We start from the raw sequence: 19,961 nt of genomic DNA, 5'->3' as shown, positions 1-19,961 counted from the left end.
TCCCGGCAATATAATTCAGGAAGTTAGATCTCTCTTCTAAATCATAATTTATATTATAGAAAACCCAATAAAACTAGACTTTATACTGAGTATTTACTTAAAAACACTTACTGCTAAAATATTTTTATCACAATTTATCATAAAACTCTAAATTAGCGTTATTATATAAAAATCCAAAAGCAACATGAAGTATCTCTTTAAACCTTTTCAATACAAGATTTTTATTTTTAGCAACAAACTATTTCTTTTTCTAATTCTGTCTTGCCTTATTGTATCAAGTGTAAATGGTCAGCAAAAGAAAATAAGCGAGAAATTTAAAAAAGAAACTATTTTAAAAATAGATTCGCTTATACAAAAAGAATACATCTTTCCTGAAAAGGCAAAACTGATGGGAGATCACTTAAAAAAGGCATATAAAGAGAATAAATTCAAAAAATATGATTTACTGGACTCTTTTGCTGTTGCCTTAACAAAAGAAATTCGGTTTATCAACAATGACAAGCATCTTAGAATTAAACCCAAATTTATTCCTGAAAAAGACAAAGCAAATTCGACTAAAGATTCGTACGAAGTTTATCTACATAATTTAACCGACAATCGAAAATTAGCCAATGGTTTTAAAGAAGTTAAGATAATTGACGGCAATATTGGATATCTTAAATTTAACTATTTCATAGAAGAGACCGAACAAACCATAGACTCTTATATGGAATTATTATCTAAAACAGACGCCATAGTTGTCGATTTAAGAACCAACGGAGGTGGAAGTCCAAAGACTGTTCAGTACTTGTGCAGTTATTTCTTTAAACAACCATTATTATTAAACACCTTATATTTTAGAAAAGGCAACTTTACTGAAGAATTTAAGGTTATAGAAGTGAGTGGTAAAAAAAGAACCGACGTTCCATTATTTATTATCACAGGTGCCAGAACTTTTTCGGGAGCAGAAGAATTCAGTTACAATATGCAAACTCAAAAAAGAGCAACCTTAGTTGGTGAAGTAACTGGTGGCGGTGCCAATCCAGGTGACATTCTTGAAGTGAACAGCCTCTTAGAAATATTTATTCCAACCGGAACAGCGATAAATCCAATCACCAAAACAAATTGGGAAGGAATTGGAGTAATCCCGGAATATAAAACAACTAAGGATTCTGCATACAACAAAACAATAGAATTAGCAGCAAAAGCCGCCGAAGGCTATCGAAACAAAATTTCAGCTGAATCAAAAAAATTGTACACGGAACTGCAATCTGTTATCGATCAGCAAACGAAACCTCTTAACGAAGCTGATTCGGCTAACATCGATCAACAAATCCTGGCGGTTGTCAAAAAACTTACCGAATCTGATTTATTTTCAGAAGATGACATTGCAACGCTATCGTATGATTACACTAAGACAAAACCTTTTATTACAGAATCCATTTTAAAAAGCAACACCGAATTACACCCAAAATCTCCGATAGCATTTTTAAAATATGGTGATCTTCTGGAACAAAACGGAAAAAAAGATCAAGCAATAGCAGTCTTAAAAAAAGCAGTAGAAATTGCAACAGAAATCAAAGCCCCTTATCTGGAAGGCTTAAAAAGCCGTTATGAGAAGATTTTAAAATAAAGAGCAGCACTAAAATAGCACTCAAAAACAATACAAAACATCAAAAGCAGGAAAATTACTAAATCGTTTTTGGAACTTAACGTGGTATATAAAAAATTAATTTTAATTAAAACTTGCTTAAATATTAATATTTCCTATTTTTAATGAAAATTTTATTAATTATCCATGAAAAGAAAACTACTACTACTGTTTTTGAGTGTTTTTTTAACAAAAACGTACGCTCAAGATTACTTTCCTGTAAATGAAAGTGTCCACAACAAGAACAACAATTACACTGTTTTTACCAATGCCACGATTTATGTGACTCCAACACAAAAAATCGAAAAAGGAACTTTACTAATTCAAGATGGAAAAGTGGTTGCTGTTGGAAACAACATCACCATTCCTAAAAATAGCATTGCGATTGATCTTGCAGGAAAAACAATTTATCCTTCGTTTATTGATATCTACACCAGTTTTGGGGTTGAAAAACCTAAAAGCCCTGCTGGACGCGGACGTGATCGCAGCCCTTTATACGATACAAAAAAAGTAGGATACTACTGGAACGAAAGCATTCTCCCTGAAGTAAATACTTATGAGACTTTTAAATACGATCAGCCTAAAGCTGAAGAATTACTAAAAGCAGGTTTTGGAGTAGTTGGAACACATATTGCCGACGGAGTTGCTCAGGGAACCGGAATTCTGGTAGCACTGAACAATACCGAAAATAGCAAACAAATTATTGCTAATAAGGTGACCAACCATTTTGCCTTTACAAGAAGCGCCTTAACCAATCAGGCTTATCCAAGTTCTTTGATGGGTATGACAGCCTTATTACGTCAGATGTATCTGGACTTAGACTGGTACAAAAAAGGAAATTCAGAAACTAAAGATTTATCATTGGAAGCATTAGCAGACAATGAAAAACTGGTTCAGATTTTTGCTACAGAAGACAAACTAAACAGCTTAAGAGCAGCCAAAATTGCTAAAGAATTTGGGCTGAACTATGTGCTGAAAGGCAGTGGTAATGAGTTTGAAAGAATTGAAGAAATAAAAGCTACTAATGCAAAATATATCATTCCAATCAGCTTCCCTGAAGCGTATGATGTTTCTAACCCATATTTGTCCAATCAAATCGAATTGGCTGACATGCGTTTCTGGAATCAGGCACCTACAAACCTAAAAGTGCTTTCGGACAACGGAGTTGTTTTTGCTTTAACCACAGACAAATTAAAAAAGACCGAAGACTTTAAAACTAATTTATTAAAAGCTATTAAATATGGTTTTGATAAAACAAAAGCTTTAGAAGCGCTAACCACAGTTCCTGCTGCTATACTAGGGAAAAGCAATGAAGTAGGAAGTTTAAAAACAGGTGCTTTTGCTAATTTCATCATTACTTCAGGTGAAATCTTTGACGAAAAAACCGTTTTATATGAAAACTGGGTACAGGGAACCAAATATGTCGTTAATGATGTTAACGCAAAAGATATTCGCGGTAACTACGACTTAACTGTTGGAAAAGATACCTATAAATGGAAAATTGAAGGAACAGTTGATGCTCCAAAATCTGAAATTACAACTGCAGATACCAAAAAAATAAGCAGCACTTTTGCCGTTTCTAAAAACTGGATCACCCTTTTAATTAAACCTGCAGATTCAATCAAATCTAACTTTACACGTTTAACCGGATTAATCGAAAAACCTGAAAACTTATCCGGAAAAGCAGTTTTAGCGAATGGTACTGAATTGTTTTGGACTGCTACAAAAACAAGCCCGTTTGTAGTAGTTAAAGATTCTACTAAAGTTGAAAAACTAAATCCGATTATCCCGACAACTTACCCAAATATTGCTTTTGGTGACTCAAAAAAATTAACTGCTCAAACTTTATTATTCAAAAATGCTACAGTTTGGACAAACGAAAAAGAAGGTATCCTAACAGAAACTGACGTTTTAATTAAAAACGGAAAAATTGCTGCTGTAGGTAAAAACCTTTCAGATGCTTCAGCTACAGTTATTGATGCAAAAGGAAAACACATCACCAGTGGAATTATCGACGAACATTCACACATCGCGATTTCAAAAGGTGTAAACGAAATGGGGCATAACTCTACTGCCGAAGTTACCATTCAGGATGTTGTAAACTCTGAAGACATTAATATCTACAGAGACTTAGCCGGAGGTGTAACCATTTCACAATTATTACACGGATCTGCAAACCCAATCGGTGGGCGTTCTGCAATTGTAAAATGGAAATGGGGATCTTCTCCAGACGAAATGTTATACAAAAACCAACCAAAGTTTATCAAATTTGCTTTAGGAGAAAATGTAAAACAAGCCAATTGGGGAATTGATAACCCTACTCGTTTCCCACAAACCAGAATGGGAGTTGAACAGGTTTTTACAGACTATTTTCAACGTGCAAAAGAATACGATGAAAGCTGGAAAAAATTCAACGCCGGTTCTAAAAAAGGAAAAGCACCAAGAGTTGATCTAGAAATGCAAACGATAGCTGAGATCCTTAACAAGGAACGTTTTATTACTTGCCACTCTTATGTAGAATCTGAGATCTTAATGTTGATGAATGTTACAGAGAAATTCAATTTCAAAGTAAACACTTTTACGCACATCCTTGAAGGTTACAAAGTTGCTGATAAAATGAAACAACACGGTGTTGGTGCTTCTACATTCTCTGACTGGTGGGCTTATAAATTTGAAGTAAACGATGCAATTCCGTTCAACGGACCAATTATGCACAATGAAGGATTGGTTGTTGCTTACAATTCAGATGATGCCGAAATGTCAAGAAGATTGAATCAGGAAGCTGCGAAAGCAGTGAAATACGGAAACATTTCTGAAGAAGAAGCCTGGAAATTTGTAACACTCAACCCAGCTAAATTACTACATATCGACGATAAAGTAGGAAGCGTAAAAGTTGGTAAAGATGCAGATGTTGTATTGTGGAGCGAAAACCCACTGTCTATCTATGCTAAAGTCGAAAAAACAATGATTGAGGGTGTAGTATATTTTGATATTGAAAAGGATGCCGAAAAACAATTGGCTATTTCAAAAGAAAGAAGTTTACTTATTGGACAAATGTTGCAGGAAAAAAACAAAGGTATGAGCACGCAACAGCCAACCAAAAAAGAGAAGAAAGAATATCACTGTGATACTTTAGAACAATAATAACGGCTTTATAAAATTCATAAAGATAAAAACAGATAACATGATCAATAAAAACATATATATCACTTTGCTGGCCTTTTGCGCCTCATTACAAATAAAAGCGCAGCAAATACCGGCACCCCAACAAACCAAATCGGTTTTGATATTAAATGCCACTGCCCATTTAGGTAATGGTAGTGTGATTCAAAATAGTGCCGTTGGATTTAAAGACGGAAAAATAACCCTGGTGGCCGATGCAACAACCGTAAGACTTGCCGCCGATGCATACGACACCACTATTGACGCCAGCGGAAAACACATTTACCCGGGATTTATAGTTGCTAATACAACATTAGGTTTGGTAGAAATTGACGCTGTAAAATCATCAGACGATCAGGAAGAAATTGGAACTTTTAATCCAAATGTAAGAAGTATCATTGCTTACAACTCTGAATCAAAAGTAGTAGAAACTGTTCGTCCAAACGGTATTCTAATCGCTCAGATAACACCTCGTGGAGGCCGAATTTCAGGAACATCTTCCGTTGTACAGTTAGATGCCTGGAGCTGGAAAGATGCTATTATAAAAGAGAATGACGGAATTCATCTTGACTTTCCTTCTAATTTTAGAAGATCAGGATCATGGTTTGAGCCTGGGATTATTGAAGCCAACAAAGATTATCCAAAACAGGTTGAAGAAATTGCTGCTTTTTGGGGCAATGCAAAAGCTTACAATCAGGCTGCTTCAAAAGAGAGAAACATCATTTTTGAAGCTACAAAAGGGCTTTTTGACGGAACTCAGACGCTTTACGTACACGCAGATGAAGAAAAACAAATCGTTGATGCAATTCAGTTAGCAGTTAACAATCAGATCAGGAAAATAGTTATCGTAGGTGGATTTGAAGCTTATAAAGCAGCCGATGTATTGCAAAAATACAATGTTGGTGTATTCTTAAGACGCGTTCACGACATGCCTTCTAGTGATGACGAAGACGTAAATCTTCCTTACAAAATGGCAAAAATACTTACCGATAAAGGTATTGTCGTAGGACTTGAAAACAGTGGTGATCACGAACGTATGAGTGTACGTAACCTGCCATTCTTAGCAGGAACTTGTGCTGCATTTGGTTTAGATAAAGAAAAAGCATTACAACTTATCACTTCAAATACTGCCAAGTTATTAGGTATTGATGACACTTGTGGTACATTGGAAACTGGTAAAGATGCAACTTTATTTATCTCTGAAGGTGATGCACTGGATATGAGAACCAATAAATTAACAACTGCCTTCATTCAGGGAAGAAAAATTAATTTAGAAACTTTCCAGACGAAGCTGAATGATAAATTCAAAGCAAAATTCAATCAGAAATAAGCAATAGTTTTTTAAAACAAAAGGCATCATTTGAAAATTCATCTGATGCCTTTTTTATTTATAATTCAAAACGTTTCAATGAATTACCATTTTTTTTAGATCAAAACATTCTTAAAACAGGAATTCTGCCCTTCTTTCTCCTCTCCACAGCCAGCCAAATATCTCACAATTGAAATTCCGCATTACCAAATTGTAAATTTTTGATTATTTTATACAGATACACATAAAATACATAGGTATAATTTTAAAAATTAATAAAAATAAAGCACTTGACCCTATTTTTTACAGGGGTCTTGATTGATTTTATATTTTTATAAAAAATTTAAAACTAAAAACTATGCGAAAAATTATTTTAAGTGTGATTCTTATCACGATTTTGGTACTAACCTTTTTGTCTAACTTCATCCTAACCGACAACCCAATTCCGGTAGAAACTGTAAAGTTTGATACAGGAGATACAGCCTGGATGATCGTAGCAACTGCTTTTGTTTTGCTTATGACACCGGGATTAGGGTTTTTCTACGGAGGAATGGTAGGTAAGAAAAACGTTATTAGTACTATGCTGCAAAGTTTTATGGCAATGGTAATTGTTACTATATTATGGGTTATTGTGGCTTTCGGATTAGCATTTGGACCTACCATTGGCGGAATCATTGGTGATCCAACTTCAAATCTATTCTTTCAGGGTGTAGGTACTTCCACTGCCTGGAGCCTTGCACCAACAATACCGTTTATGTTATTCGCATTATTTCAGGCAAAATTCGCCATTATTACACCTGCATTAATTACTGGTGCATTTGCAGAACGCGTACGTTTTTGGGCGTATTTATTATTCATGGTTTTATTCATTATCTTCATATACTCTCCTCTAGCACATATGACTTGGCATCCTGACGGAGTATTCTTTAAAATGGGAGTATTAGACTTCGCCGGAGGAACTGTAGTTCACATGAGCGCCGGATGGGCTGCCTTGGCTGGAGCCATATTCTTAGGAAAAAGAAAACTTCAAAAAGTAAATCCTGCCAGAATTACTTATGTTTTATTAGGAACAGGCTTACTATGGTTTGGGTGGTTTGGTTTCAATGCAGGTTCTGCATTAGGAGCTAACGGACTTGCTGTTCAAGCCTTGGGAACGACAACGGTAGCTGCCGCAGCTGCTGCCATGGCATGGGTTTTCCTTGATAAAATTCTAGGACACAAATTATCCGCTCTTGGTGCCTGTATTGGTGCAGTTGTTGGTTTGGTTGCCATTACCCCTGCCGCAGGTTTCGTAAGCATCTCTCACGCTATTTTCATCGGAGCATTCTCTGCTATAGTAAGTAACCTTGTAGTAAGTAAATTCCCTAAAGGAAAAATCGATGATGCTTTAGACGTTTTCGCCTGTCATGGTGTTGGCGGTATGGTCGGAATGCTGTTAACAGGTGTTTTCGCTTCTAAAGCAATCAACCCGGCCGTTGGAGACAATCAGGGTCTGATTTTTGGAACACCAACATTATTCATCAATCAACTAACAGCTTTAGTAATCGTTTCTATCTTTGCTTTTGTAGGTTCTTATATTTTATTCTTTGTCGTAAACAAAATTACCCCACTGAGAGTTACCGAAGAAAAAGAAGAATTAGGATTAGATATTTCTCAACACGGGGAATTTCTATAAATCATAATTACCCCATTTTATTTAATAAAAAGGCTGTCTGGAAAAAATTTCCGACAGCTTTTTTACACTTATATCGCTAGAATATAATCTTTACAATAGTTATTATTTGAATATCATATCACTCCTGATTTTATAGCTCTTAAAATTTAAGTCCTTTAATCTGATATTCTGTTTGTGTTTTATCCCCGCCTAATAGTTTTCCGAGATAAGACTGAAGCACATAAACAACCCCATTATCCGCAGCGTAAGCAGTCGTTGGAAACTCTTTTTTACCAAGAACAACTTCTTTTATCTTTGAAGCTGAAGTCCAGTCGCTTTTACCCGAAAGTAAATATGCCTTTCCTTCTCCAAGACCGTTTTCTATTACCGTTAAATTATCACCACTCCATTCTAAGCCGTCGGGTGCTTTAAAAACATTCTCTAAACCTGCTATCTCTGAAACACTTTGATCAGACAGTTTAATTTTAAAAAGCTTACCTGCACTACTCTGTGCTACAATCAAATATCCATTTTTATAAACTATTCCATTAAGCCCAAATGAGCCTGCCGGAGCCGCAAAACTGTTATTATTAACGAAAATTGCCACATTGTAATTTTTATCTATTTTGTAAATAACAGGTGAAAAGGAATCTGTAACATACACATTACCATTTTCATCTATTGTGATATCATTAGGGAATACACCTCCTGCAAGAACGAGTGGTTTAAGGTCTACACCTTTTATTAGTGTTCCTGCTTTAGCATTGTAAAACCCTACATACGCTTTCTGTCCTGCTGTACTACCATTAGCACCGCTTTTTTCCGAGGCTCCGGCATCACCGCTGGCGACTATGATTCGATCATTAGTTTCATCAGTATACACTCCTAATGCTGCAATCAGATTATCATCCGTTATAAATGGCGCAAACGTTTTGCCATCAGGACTTAAGGAATAAACCACTCCTTTATTAAAAGAACTGATTATAAAACGGTTGTTTTTCTTATCAAAATCAATACCTTCAGGATAAAATGCCTGTGAGGTAAAAGAATAATTCTCAAGCAATGCTGCAGGCAAAACATCTACTTTTTGTTTTTTAGAATTATCATCAGTACATGCTAAAAGAGTTAATGATAATCCCGCTAGCAATACAGAGTTTTTCGAAATTTGTTTTTTTCTTCTCATAAGTTTTTTGTTTAAAAATTAAGTTAATTATTATTGATACAACAGGTTAAGTATTAACGTTCCCACCACTATCCGCCTGCAAAAAAAACACTTCAAATTTCCAAACAAATAGATATTTAGAAAAGCATTCTAATATTGGAGTTCATTGAATATTAAACAATTATTTGGCTAAAAAAAAGACATAGTTTGTCCATTACAACCTTGTAAAAGGGCTACAAGATTATAAGCCAACTTTATATTCAACCTGAAAGAGTTTTTCGTGATTTAAATTAGTATTGTGATTTGGATTCCGACGACTTCCATTTGCGCTGATAACCTAAGTTACTGCTGTTAGGTAGCACTATTTCGCATGCCTTTTTCTCATCCAGCTCTATACTGATCTTTACACTTGAAAAATTGCCATCTAACAAATGACTGCCGTTTTTTTTATCATCTGAAAAAAAATGGAAATGAAACGGTGATAGACCAGTTCCTCCCAAATAAGGTGGACTATAAAAACCGATAATCGTTCCTTTAATATTATGCTTTTTATAAATAGGTCTTTCTTTCATTAAGACAGCAATATCCGCAGGATTTTGGCAGAGCACTTTTTCCACGCCTCCCAAAGTTAAATCATAAAAAGAAGCTTTAATTTTAATAGCATAAAATCGATTAGAAGATGGTAAAAACTGTAAAATACTGAATTGAAGATTATTTACTGCTTTCTCCCCCTCTACTTCAATAGTTTTACCCTTTCTAAAGAAGGCAGAAGAACAGAAAGGTATCCGTCTATCTGATGACGCTTCGGGAACAATTCCATCTGCAGCAACTCTATATACCTTCCCGTCTAAGAGGATAAGTTCTCCGTCCAGATCGTTAAAAGTACCAAGACCAAAATTTTCATTTTCTTTTAATCTTTTTATCGTAAAATCACCCTTATAAACACTATTTCTCATAGCGTCCATTGTCGAATAATGAAAAACTTTATCTTGAAAATGCTTGCTTGGCCTGAAATGAAAAACAGTGCCAAAAATGCCGTGATTAATAATTGTTTATCCATAAAAAATCCATTTAATTATTCAACAAAATTAAACCGTTTTACAAATAATAATTGGTACAATTTTTCTTTTTTTATGTATTTATTTACTAAATAAATATTATAAGAAAGTTTTTACTTATATAATATTTATTTAAGAATATATCTTCTCTTATTTTTTGTAATCGAAACCTCCTAATGCAAAATAAAAAAAAGCTGCCTGAAAATTTTCAGACAGCTTTTTACTCGAATTAATTCCTTTGTAAAATAGAGTATTTAGAAGTTTAAATCCATAAAACCATTATTTAAAATTCGAAATTCCTTCTTTCAGCCATTGCAGGTATTCTTCGGCACTTACATAACTGATCGTCGGTTTTGAACTGTTTAAATTCTTCCCTTCCAAATCTGTTATAACGTATAATGGCTGTGTATTGGTTTTATATTTCGAGATCATAAAGTCGGTCCATTTATCGCCAACGGTTTCGATTTTATCTCCTTTTGCTGTAACATACTGTTCTTCTTTTGGCAAATCACGTTTATCATCAACATAAAGAGAAATCAAGACTACATCATTTTTCAAGATTGGCAAAATCATTGGTTCCGACCATACATTGTTTTCCATTTTTCTGCAATTTACACAAGCATAACCTGTAAAATCCAGCATAATAGATTTGTTAATTGATTTTGCATAAGCTAAACCATCTTCATAATCATGAAAAACCATGATACCGTGAGGTCCTAGCTCCGCTCCTTCTGGCATCCCTGCAGCAGACACTGTACTACTGGCATCCGAATTTGAAGATCCTCCTACCCCAAACGGACTTTCACTATACTGTGGAGGTGGTGGAAATGCACTAATTAATTTTAAAGGCGCACCCCAAAGTCCCGGAATTAAATACACAGTAAATACCAATGTAAGCAATCCTAAATACAATCTTCCAACTGAAATATGATTTAACGGACTATCGTGAGGCAATGTAATCTTACCGAATAAATAAAACGTCAGAGCAGCAAAAATTGCGATCCAGATTGCGATGAAAACTTCTCTTTCCAAAAAGTGCAACTGAAGAACCAAATCAGCATTTGATAAAAATTTAAAGGCCAATGCTAATTCTAAGAACCCTAGAACTACTTTAACAGTGTTCAGCCATCCACCCGATTTCGGTAATGAATTTAACCAGCCAGGGAACATCGCAAACAACATAAATGGCAATGCCAATGCTAATGAAAAACCTAACATTCCAACAATTGGAGCAATTCCGCCGTTCGAAGCAGCTTCTACCAATAAGGTTCCAACAATAGGTCCTGTACATGAAAACGACACAATAGCCAAAGCCAAAGCCATAAACAATATACCAATTAGTCCACCTCTGTCTGCCTGCTGATCTGCTTTATTTGCCCATGAATTAGGCAACATAATTTCGAAAGCTCCCAAAAATGACGTAGCAAAAATGATCAAGATCACAAAGAAAATCAAGTTAAACCAAACGTCTGTAGATAGCGCATTCAATGCATCTGCACCAAAAATCTTGGTAACAATCAGACCTAATATTACATAAATAGCGATAATAGAAAAACCATAGATAATTGCATTTCTTATTCCTTTTGCTCTGCTTTTACTTTGTTTGGTAAAGAAACTTACCGTCATTGGAATCATCGGAAAAACGCAAGGAGTTAGCAAAGCAGCAAATCCTGAGATAAATGCGATAAAAAAGATAGACCATAAACTTCTGGATGTTGCAGGTTTCTGTACATTATCTACAACTTCAGCTGTTGCGTTATCAATTTTCTTCAGTTCTAGTTTTTCCGAAACAGTTGCTTTGCTTACTGTATCAACTGCTATCCCGGCAACTTTTGTTTCGTCTAATTTAGATTCAGATACCGCCGCAACAGCATCCATTTTAAAATTTGATGGAATCGCAATAGAAAACTTTTTACTTGAATTGATACAAACTTCTTTACAAACCTGAAAGTCAAAATCAACATCAACCGTTTTTAGATTTGGATTGATAATGGTGATTTCCTGTTCGATATGCGCTTTGCCTTCAAAGAAAGTTTCATTTACCCCAAAGACATCATTAAACGCAGTTTTGGTTTTTCCTTCTTTGGCTTTTCCTACCAAATTATAATTCCCTTTTTGATTTTTAAAAGTAATCTCCAAAGCAAGCGGTCCGCCTTCCGGCGTAAATTGCGAATACATGTGCCAGTCTTTTTCAATCGTTCCGTCAAAAATCAAAACGGCATTATTTCCGGCTCTCTTTTCAATTTTAGAAGTCCATTTTACAGGTTCCAGAATTTGAGCATTCCCTTTTGCAAATGCAAAAATAAGAAACAGTAAAAATACAATGGATTTATTCCAGACACTTTTCGACATCGTCGTTTGATGGTATTGATTAAGGTTCATTATAATAATTCTATTTTAATTATTTTGTTTGTTGTATTCTCAATTTTAAAACGTTCATCTTGTCTGATTCCTATCACCCATACAATTTGATTATCTGAGCATAAAATCCAAATCTTTTCCTTTTCAATCAGCGACAATTTTTCATCTTTAAAAAGTTTGCTTACTTTTTTAGATTTTCCCTTCATTCCAAAAGGATGAAAAACATCCCCCTCCTCCCATTTACGTAAAATCAGCGGAAATCGGATTTTTTCAGCGTCCACAAATATAGCTTTATTTGAATCTATTGTAATGTCGCCTACCTGACAAAGCCTCAATTTTAAGGGAAAATTAACGTCTTGCTCTCCTTCATTAATTTCAAACACTTCCTGCTCCGATAATTCAGAAATTGGACTTAAAATCAAAGTATCCCTGTTTTTTAACAATCGAAAATCAGCCGAAAACACCTGTTTACCAGATTGTCCGTCTACCAAATCATAAACATCATTCCAGGCCAAAAAGCCAAATTCATTCAACCATTGGTACAGATACGATTTATAATTGGGAAGCTTTTTGAGCTGATTTAAATCAAAATGAATATCATCCCCCGCTTCTTCCGCTACTTGTTGATAAATCATGATCGAAGCATCCTCAACCATTTCCTGCGATTCCCGCAGATAAGATTGTGTTTTCTGAAAAGCATTTAAAAAGTTCGGATTGATCTCTTTCAGTATTGGAACAAGATCATGACGAATTTTATTACGAAGGTATTTATTTGACGCATTACTGCTGTCTTCCCGCCATTGAATATTATTTTGCTTGGCATATTCTAAAATTTCTTCTCTGGAAAAAGGCAAAAGCGGACGAATAATTTTATCATTCTCTTCCGGAATCCCTATTAATCCATCCAATCCCGTCCCACGGGTTAGATTGATAATGAAAGTTTCAAGATTATCATCGGCATGGTGCGCGGTAAGAATATAATCGAAATTTTTGGTTTCTAAAAGTTCGTAAAACCAACTGTAACGCAATTCACGAGCCGCAACCTGAGTAGATAGTTTGTAATCTTTGGCAAAAGCTTCGGTATCAAATTGAGTACTGAAAATCGAAATAGCATTCTGATCACAGTACTTTTGAATAAAATCCTGATCACCAAAACTTTCCAATCCACGAAGTTGAAAATTACAATGCAAAACGGCAATCTTAATGGGTAATTGCTGAAACAAATGCAACAAAACCATACTGTCTAAACCTCCGCTTACCGCCAGAAACAGCCTTTTATCATCCAAAAATGGAAATCTTGCAGCGAGATGATTTTGAAATTTTGAAAGCATTTATAAATGTAAAAATTTAATTCTAATTATGGAGAAAGATTCTTTTATGTTTTAAAACTGTACGAATTTACATTATATTGTTTATTTAAAAACAAAATTGTACGAATTTTATTCTTTTTTAACTTTTATAGTGAATTCCCTGCTCCTCCAATCCCCTGCTTGTCACTACCTATTTCTAACGTAAGACTTCATGCATCGCTTTGGCTTTTAAAAGACACTCTTCATACTCCTTTTCAGGTATGGATTGAGATGTAATAGCACTTCCAACCGAAAATGAAACATATTTATTCTCCTGATTGTACAGAATACTTCTTATTACGACATTAAAATCAAAATCGCCTTCGGGTGTAAAATAACCAACGGCACCGCTATACAAACCTCGTTTGGTTTCTTCCACGTTCTCGATAATCTTCATAACCGAAATTTTTGGAGCTCCCGTCATACTTCCCATCGGAAAAGTAGTTCTTAAAACATCAATTGGAACGTATTGCGGATCCAGTTTTGAAGTGATAGTAGAAATCATTTGATGTACCTGTAAAAACGAATAAATTTTACAAAGCTCTACTACTTCAACAGAACCTTTCTGCGCAGTATGCGACAAATCATTTCGCACCAAATCAGTAATCATGATGTTTTCAGCACGTTCTTTTGAATCTGATGCTAAAAATTGTTTTGACTTTTCATCTTCGACCGGATCCGAAGATCGTTTTGAGGTTCCTTTTATCGGTTGGGAAATTAAAGTGTCTCCCACTTTTTTCAGATAGCGTTCCGGAGAAGCTGAAAGCAAATATTGTTTGTGATTTTTAAAGAAAACCGAAAACGGAGCTTTTGATATTGCACTTAACTTCTGAAACTTTTCCAGCGGGTTAATTTCAGCATTCTCAGCATAAAACTCCATACAAAAATTAGCCTCATACATATCTCCGATATGGATATGTTCCAGCATTTTTGCAACTTTTTCAATGTACGCTTCTTTTAAAATACGTTGTTTGACTTCAATTCCGCTTAAAGTTTCGAAGCTGTCAAATGTGCTTTGAACAATTTCTTCAAAATCATCATTAAGCTCATCATCGCAAAGCAGCAAGTATTGTATTTCAAGCTGATTTCCTCTTACTATAAATATTTTTTTAGGCTGGAAGAAAAACAAATCAGGAAAATCCAAACCATCAAAATTAGAGGATGTCAATTTTTCAACATCATTCTTTAAATCATAAGAAAGATATCCAAAAAGCCAGTCTTTAGTGGTTTGCTGGTATTGTTTTAAATCTTCAAAGGCATTATGAAAATCTGTTTTTAAAGAGGTAAAAGCATCTACCGCCAATACAAAATCAAAACTGGAATATTCCTGCGGATAAGAATTACTATCCAAAAAAACAACCTCTCGAAATTGTTGTGACCAGCTTAAAAGCTGCTGTTTAAAATGCTCTGGATCTGAAATATTTTTATATGTGGTAACTCTCAAAAATAGGTAATTTTTAGGCCTCAAAATTACAACAAAAAAAATCCTTCAATAAAATAATACACAAAAAATATTGGCACACTTTTTAGTATATCGAATTAACAAGAATACCCAAACCTTTTCGTGCCTATTCATTCAAAAAATACATCTTAAAAAAAACTCACAATTATTTATGAATCAAATTCTAAAACTTTTATGAAAACAGTTGCAAACCTTGGATTAACTTCCTTAGTGATTATCACTTTATTTTTTTCCTGTAAAAAAGCCGACCCTGCTGCATTCGAAGATAACACAGCACATCAAACTACCGCAGATAGCACTGCAATCTCTTCGTCGGCAGCTGTGGAGAAAAAAAACAGCACACAAAAATTCATTCGGACTGCCGATATTAAATTTAAGGTTAAAAATGTCGTCAAATCTACCTATGCCATTGAAAACGCAACACAAAAATTCGGAGGATTTGTAATCTACACTAATTTGCAAAGCAACATTCACGATCAGATTAAAACTAAAATTAGTCAGGACAGTACACTCGAAACAACCAAATACACAGTCGAGAACAACATTACGATTCGCGTACCCAATAGACAGCTCGATACCGTTATTAAAACCATAGCCCGACAAATTGATTTTCTTGATTTCAGAGTTATTAAAGCCGATGATGTTTCTTTAAAATTATTAGCCAATCAGCTTTCACAAAAAAGAAGTGCGGTTACAGAGAAGAGGGTCGAAAAAGCAATTGATTCCAAAGGCAAAAAAATCAATGACGTTATGGAAGCCGAAAATGCACTGGCAAACCAAAAAGAAGAAAAAGACAATCGTACCGTTGAAAACTTATCCCTGCAGGACCAAATTAATTTCAGCACCATTACTTTGCAGCTATATCAAAACGAAACGGTAAGACAGGAAATAATGGCAAGCGAAAAAAGCAGTAATGCTTACAAACCAAATTTAGGCATTCAAATTATTGATTCCCTTAAAAACGGCTGGTATATTCTAGAAACAATCTTCATCTTTATCATTAATTTATGGCCTTTTATTCTGATTGGTTTTGGTGGATTTTTCCTTTACAAAAGATACATTAAGAGATAAGAAAAGTGTTAATAAAACAACAATTTCATAAGAAAAAATTCGTTATATTTGATATAGCATTCTATTTTTCCCAAAATAGAACGATAAAGACTGTAAAACTCTCCATTTAAAAACTTTAAAATTGTTTTTTTAATTCATTAGAGAGTTCAGATTGTAACGTTTTCCAAAAATAAATTATACTTTTTTAACCCATTAAAAATCTTAAGTATTATGAAAATTGCTACCATTATTGTCCGTGTTTTAATTGGTCTTTTATTACTATTCGCCTCTCTTAGTTTTTTCTTTAAACTGGCTCCGGAACCGGAAACTACCGGTGATTTCAAAGCTTTTAATATGGGACTTGTTGCCTCAACTTATTTATTGCCTTTAGCAAAATCAATCGAGCTTCTTTGCGGAATTGCTTTTGTAACGGGGCGTTACGTAACATTGGCCAATATACTGATCCTACCAATTACGGTAAACATTTTGTTCATTAATTATTTTCTGGCTCCTCAAGGCTTGCCGCTTGCAGTATTGCTATTCCTTGCCAATTTATTTTTAATCTACAGATATTGGGATAATTACAAAAGTGTTTTCACCAAATAATTTATTTTCACCACACCTAAAAATAAACCCGACAAGCAATGACCTGTCGGGTTCGTTATTTTAAAAGTATCCACACATTGTTTACTAAACTACAACCAATACACCTTGTAATGTCGAATCAATTGCAATTCTATTTTAACTGAAATAAAAAGGACCAAAAAATGGAACCTTAAGCATACCAACATTGTCCTTTTTGACAAACCTGGCTTTTCCCGATGCTTTCCTCCCACTTGTCTTTTGTGACATTATAGCCCCTGTTATTAACCTTCTATCTATCATTAGCATTTAAAGAATACCTGGTAGTTACGTTGTTTAAAATCCCTATTACATTTATAATCTAATCCAACAATTTCAGACTATTTTACTAAATATTTAGGTTTGATCAAAATTAGTATTTTTGACTTTTTTTTGAGCTTCAGAAATAAAGTATGTCCGTAATTCCTCACTCTGTATAAAAACGAAACTACACACCTGTTTTTCAAATCATTAATCATTTCATCTCACTAAACACAACGATAGAATTCTACCTCTAATTTACAAAATTTTTCCTGAACTTTTTCTTTTTTGGATGCAAATGTTAAAAGAATAAAACTCAATTCTATAAATACTTTTACTAAACAATTATATTTGATTAAAATTTGTCTTTTAAATGAAAAAAAACTTACTGTTCATTTTATTACTCTGTATTAATTTTTCGAGATCACAATCTATAAAATCTGTAGATTCTCTAACCACTGAAATCTGTAAATCATTAGTTCAAAACAAAGTGCTGGACAACGAAATCAGAATTAATACAATCAATAACGCCCACATAGCTCCATATCTGGCAAAATTTGAAGACAGTATCGCACAAAGAAGAGCATTTGAACAGTTGTTCTACAGATTACATAAAAACTGTAACGAATTTGTGGCACTTTTTCCAAATGAATCTGAAAAAAGTAGCTGGTCGATGCAGAATGAGAAGCCTCTTGATGAAATATCCAAAGAAGAGTGTAATCGTTTTGATGAATCTTCAAAATATTATTATTTGGAACATGGAGGTGCGAAAGTAGAGGTAACTTTAATCGATAATCTATGGATAGAAAAATTTGCAGATAATACGTTTTCAAAATTGCATTACAGAAAAAAAGGAAATTGCGGATTTGAACTGGAATTTATTGAAAGTAACAATCTGGCACGAAAAAATTTAAGCATCAAAGGCGACAAATATTTGTACCATTTATACAAAGAAGAGAATGGAACTTACGGTATGTATTTAAAGAATAAAGAAACCTATTATACTTTTACTGTAATTAAGCAATAAAAAAACCATCAGAAGTTTCTGATGGTTTTTAAAATATAATTTCACTTAGTTATTATACGTGTAACGCTCTGTTGTCTGTAGCTGCCAAAGCCGCTTCTTTTACTGCTTCAGCAAAAGTTGGGTGTGCGTGACTCATTCTTGAGATATCTTCAGCAGAAGCTTTAAATTCCATTGCAGTAACTGCCTCAGCAATTAAATCTGCAGTACGAGCTCCAATCATGTGAACACCTAAAACCTCATCAGTCTTAGCATCAGCAATAATTTTTACAAAACCGTCAAGATCTCCACTCGCTCTTGCACGTCCTAACGCTTTGAAAGGGAAGCTTCCTACTTTATATTCTGTTCCCGAAGCTTTTACCTGCTCTTCAGTTTGTCCTACAGCAGCAACTTCCGGCCAGGTGTATACAACACCAGGAATTAAGTTATAATCGATATGTGGTTTTTGACCCGCTAAAATTTCAGCAACCATAGTTCCTTCTTCTTCAGCTTTGTGTGCCAACATTGCTCCACGAACAACGTCACCAATAGCGTAGATGTTTGGAACATTAGTTTGTAAATGATCGTTTACTTCTACCTGTCCTCTGTCAGAGATTTTAACTCCTGCTTTGTCAGCGTTCAATCCGTCTGTATACGGACGACGACCTACAGAAACTAATGAATAATCTCCTTCTAAAGTAATCGTTTCTCCTTTTGCATTCTCAGCCTGAACAACAACAGCGTCACCATTTCTTTCTACTGATTTTACTTTGTGAGAAACGTAAAATTTCATTCCTTGTTTTTTCAATACTTTAGTCAATTCTTTAGACAAAGCACTATCCATTCCAGGAATGATTCTGTCCATGAATTCAACTACAGAAACCTGAGCTCCTAAACGAAGATAAACCTGTCCAAGCTCGATTCCGATTACTCCACCACCAATAATTACAAGGTGTTTTGGAACTTCTTTTAAAGCCAAAGCCTCAGTAGAAGTGATGATTCTTTCTTTATCAATTTTAATAAAAGGCAAAGAAGATGGTTTTGATCCTGTAGCGATTACAGTATATTTAGCTTCAATAGTTTCAGAAGTTCCGTCAGCTTTAGCTACAGCAATGTGTGTTGCATCTACGAAAGAACCTAAACCATTAAAAACAGTAATTTTATTTTTATCCATTAAGTAGTTGATTCCACCTACGGTTTGATCTACAACGGCTTGTTTGCGCGCGATCATTTTCTCTAAATTGATTTTTACATCTCCAGAAACCTCGATTCCGTGATCTGCAAAATGTGCAATTTCTGCATAATGATGAGAAGACGATAATAATGCTTTTGAAGGAATACAACCTACGTTAAGGCAAGTTCCGCCCAAAGAGTTATACTTTTCTACAATTGCAGTTTTAAAACCTAATTGTGCGCAACGAATTGCTGATACATATCCGCCAGGACCTGAACCTATAATGACTACGTCAAATGAACTCATAGTTTGTCTATTTTATTTTTAGCGATACAAAATTAAGGAATAAAGTTTTGTTTAAAGTTTAAATCTCAATGTTTTTTGTGTGAAATTTTACTTAATGTTTTGCTTAAGATTTGACTGTCGGGTGCGCAAAGATTTGACAAGTTTAGTTTGATTTTTTTTGCTCGCAAAGGCGCTAAAGCGCAAAGTTTTTTTAGTAATGAAAGCTGATTTTGAAAATCACGCAAATTCTCTCGAAGTTTTTTGTCTCTCGCAGATTTTGCAGATCAAGCGTATTTTTTTATCTCGCGAATACGCAAAGTTTTTTTAGTAATGAAAGCTGATTTTGAAAATCACGCAAATTCTCTCGAAGTTTTTTTGTCTCTCGCAGATTTTGCAGATAATGTGAATTCTTCTAATTCT

13 protein-coding genes are annotated in these 19,961 nt (G+C 34.5%); 7 read left to right on the top strand and 6 right to left on the bottom strand.

Features of this window, described 5'->3' with window-relative positions; translation table 11 throughout:
* Positions 1-184: 184 nt before the first annotated feature.
* The 4 genes from FLA105534_RS17460 (at position 185) to FLA105534_RS17445 (ending at position 7,776) form a co-directional block, all read left to right on the top strand.
* Positions 185-1,612 carry a S41 family peptidase gene (locus FLA105534_RS17460; RefSeq protein WP_173967375.1) on the top strand — a complete coding sequence of 476 codons (1,428 nt, stop codon included), beginning with the start codon at positions 185-187 and terminating at the stop codon, positions 1,610-1,612.
* 165 nt (positions 1,613-1,777) lie between these two features.
* Entirely contained in the window at positions 1,778-4,774 is a 2,997-nt protein-coding gene (locus FLA105534_RS17455) for an amidohydrolase family protein (protein ID WP_173967374.1), read from the top strand.
* 40 nt (positions 4,775-4,814) lie between these two features.
* A complete protein-coding gene (locus tag FLA105534_RS17450) occupies positions 4,815-6,122 on the top strand; it encodes an amidohydrolase family protein (RefSeq protein ID WP_173967373.1) in 1,308 nt (435 codons plus the stop codon).
* A 337-nt stretch (positions 6,123-6,459) separates the two neighbouring features.
* Entirely contained in the window at positions 6,460-7,776 is a 1,317-nt protein-coding gene (locus FLA105534_RS17445) for an ammonium transporter (RefSeq protein ID WP_173967372.1), read from the top strand.
* Positions 7,777-7,915: 139 nt separating this feature from the next.
* On the opposite strand, the gene FLA105534_RS17440 is transcribed toward FLA105534_RS17445, so the two are convergent.
* The 5 genes from FLA105534_RS17440 to FLA105534_RS17420 form a co-directional block, all read right to left on the bottom strand.
* Positions 7,916-8,938: an SBBP repeat-containing protein gene (locus tag FLA105534_RS17440; protein WP_173967371.1), complete on the bottom strand. Its 1,023-nt coding sequence runs from the start codon at positions 8,936-8,938 to the stop codon at positions 7,916-7,918.
* 269 nt (positions 8,939-9,207) lie between these two features.
* Positions 9,208-9,951 carry an acetolactate decarboxylase gene (locus tag FLA105534_RS17435; protein WP_262888460.1) on the bottom strand — a complete coding sequence of 248 codons (744 nt, stop codon included), beginning with the start codon at positions 9,949-9,951 and terminating at the stop codon, positions 9,208-9,210.
* Positions 9,952-10,254: 303 nt separating this feature from the next.
* Positions 10,255-12,357, bottom strand: coding sequence for a protein-disulfide reductase DsbD family protein (locus tag FLA105534_RS17430; RefSeq protein ID WP_173967369.1), 2,103 nt, complete (start codon positions 12,355-12,357; stop codon positions 10,255-10,257).
* Positions 12,357-13,667 carry a tRNA lysidine(34) synthetase TilS gene (tilS, locus tag FLA105534_RS17425; RefSeq protein ID WP_173967368.1) on the bottom strand — a complete coding sequence of 437 codons (1,311 nt, stop codon included), beginning with the start codon at positions 13,665-13,667 and terminating at the stop codon, positions 12,357-12,359. Before tilS ends, FLA105534_RS17430 begins: the two co-directional genes overlap by 1 nt.
* 175 nt (positions 13,668-13,842) lie before the next feature.
* Positions 13,843-15,129: an anthranilate synthase component I family protein gene (locus FLA105534_RS17420; RefSeq protein ID WP_173967367.1), complete on the bottom strand. Its 1,287-nt coding sequence runs from the start codon at positions 15,127-15,129 to the stop codon at positions 13,843-13,845.
* Between the two features lie 192 nt (positions 15,130-15,321).
* Between FLA105534_RS17420 and FLA105534_RS17415 the strand changes: the two genes are divergently transcribed.
* The 3 genes from FLA105534_RS17415 to FLA105534_RS17405 all read left to right on the top strand — a co-directional run bounded on the left by FLA105534_RS17415 (position 15,322) and on the right by FLA105534_RS17405 (position 18,106).
* Positions 15,322-16,218, top strand: a complete 897-nt coding sequence (locus tag FLA105534_RS17415; RefSeq protein WP_173967366.1) for a DUF4349 domain-containing protein — start codon at positions 15,322-15,324, stop codon at positions 16,216-16,218.
* A gap of 210 nt (positions 16,219-16,428) precedes the next feature.
* The gene (locus FLA105534_RS17410) at positions 16,429-16,803 is read left to right on the top strand and encodes a DoxX family membrane protein (protein WP_173967365.1); all 375 of its coding nucleotides are present in this window, start codon (positions 16,429-16,431) and stop codon (positions 16,801-16,803) included.
* A 649-nt stretch (positions 16,804-17,452) separates the two neighbouring features.
* Entirely contained in the window at positions 17,453-18,106 is a 654-nt protein-coding gene (locus tag FLA105534_RS17405; RefSeq protein ID WP_173967364.1) for a hypothetical protein, read from the top strand.
* A gap of 52 nt (positions 18,107-18,158) precedes the next feature.
* Here the strand turns inward: FLA105534_RS17405 and lpdA are convergent, their stop codons facing one another.
* Complete coding sequence (gene lpdA, locus FLA105534_RS17400) at positions 18,159-19,562, bottom strand: dihydrolipoyl dehydrogenase (RefSeq protein ID WP_095383995.1); 1,404 nt, start codon at positions 19,560-19,562, stop codon at positions 18,159-18,161.
* Positions 19,563-19,961: the final 399 nt, after the last annotated feature.

The sequence above is a fragment of the Flavobacterium collinsii genome, assembly GCF_902804485.1.
GTDB classification, from domain to species: Bacteria; Bacteroidota; Bacteroidia; order Flavobacteriales; family Flavobacteriaceae; genus Flavobacterium; species Flavobacterium collinsii.
The sequence above is the reverse complement of the archived record's forward strand: the minus strand, read 5'-3'. Positions and strand labels throughout refer to the sequence as shown.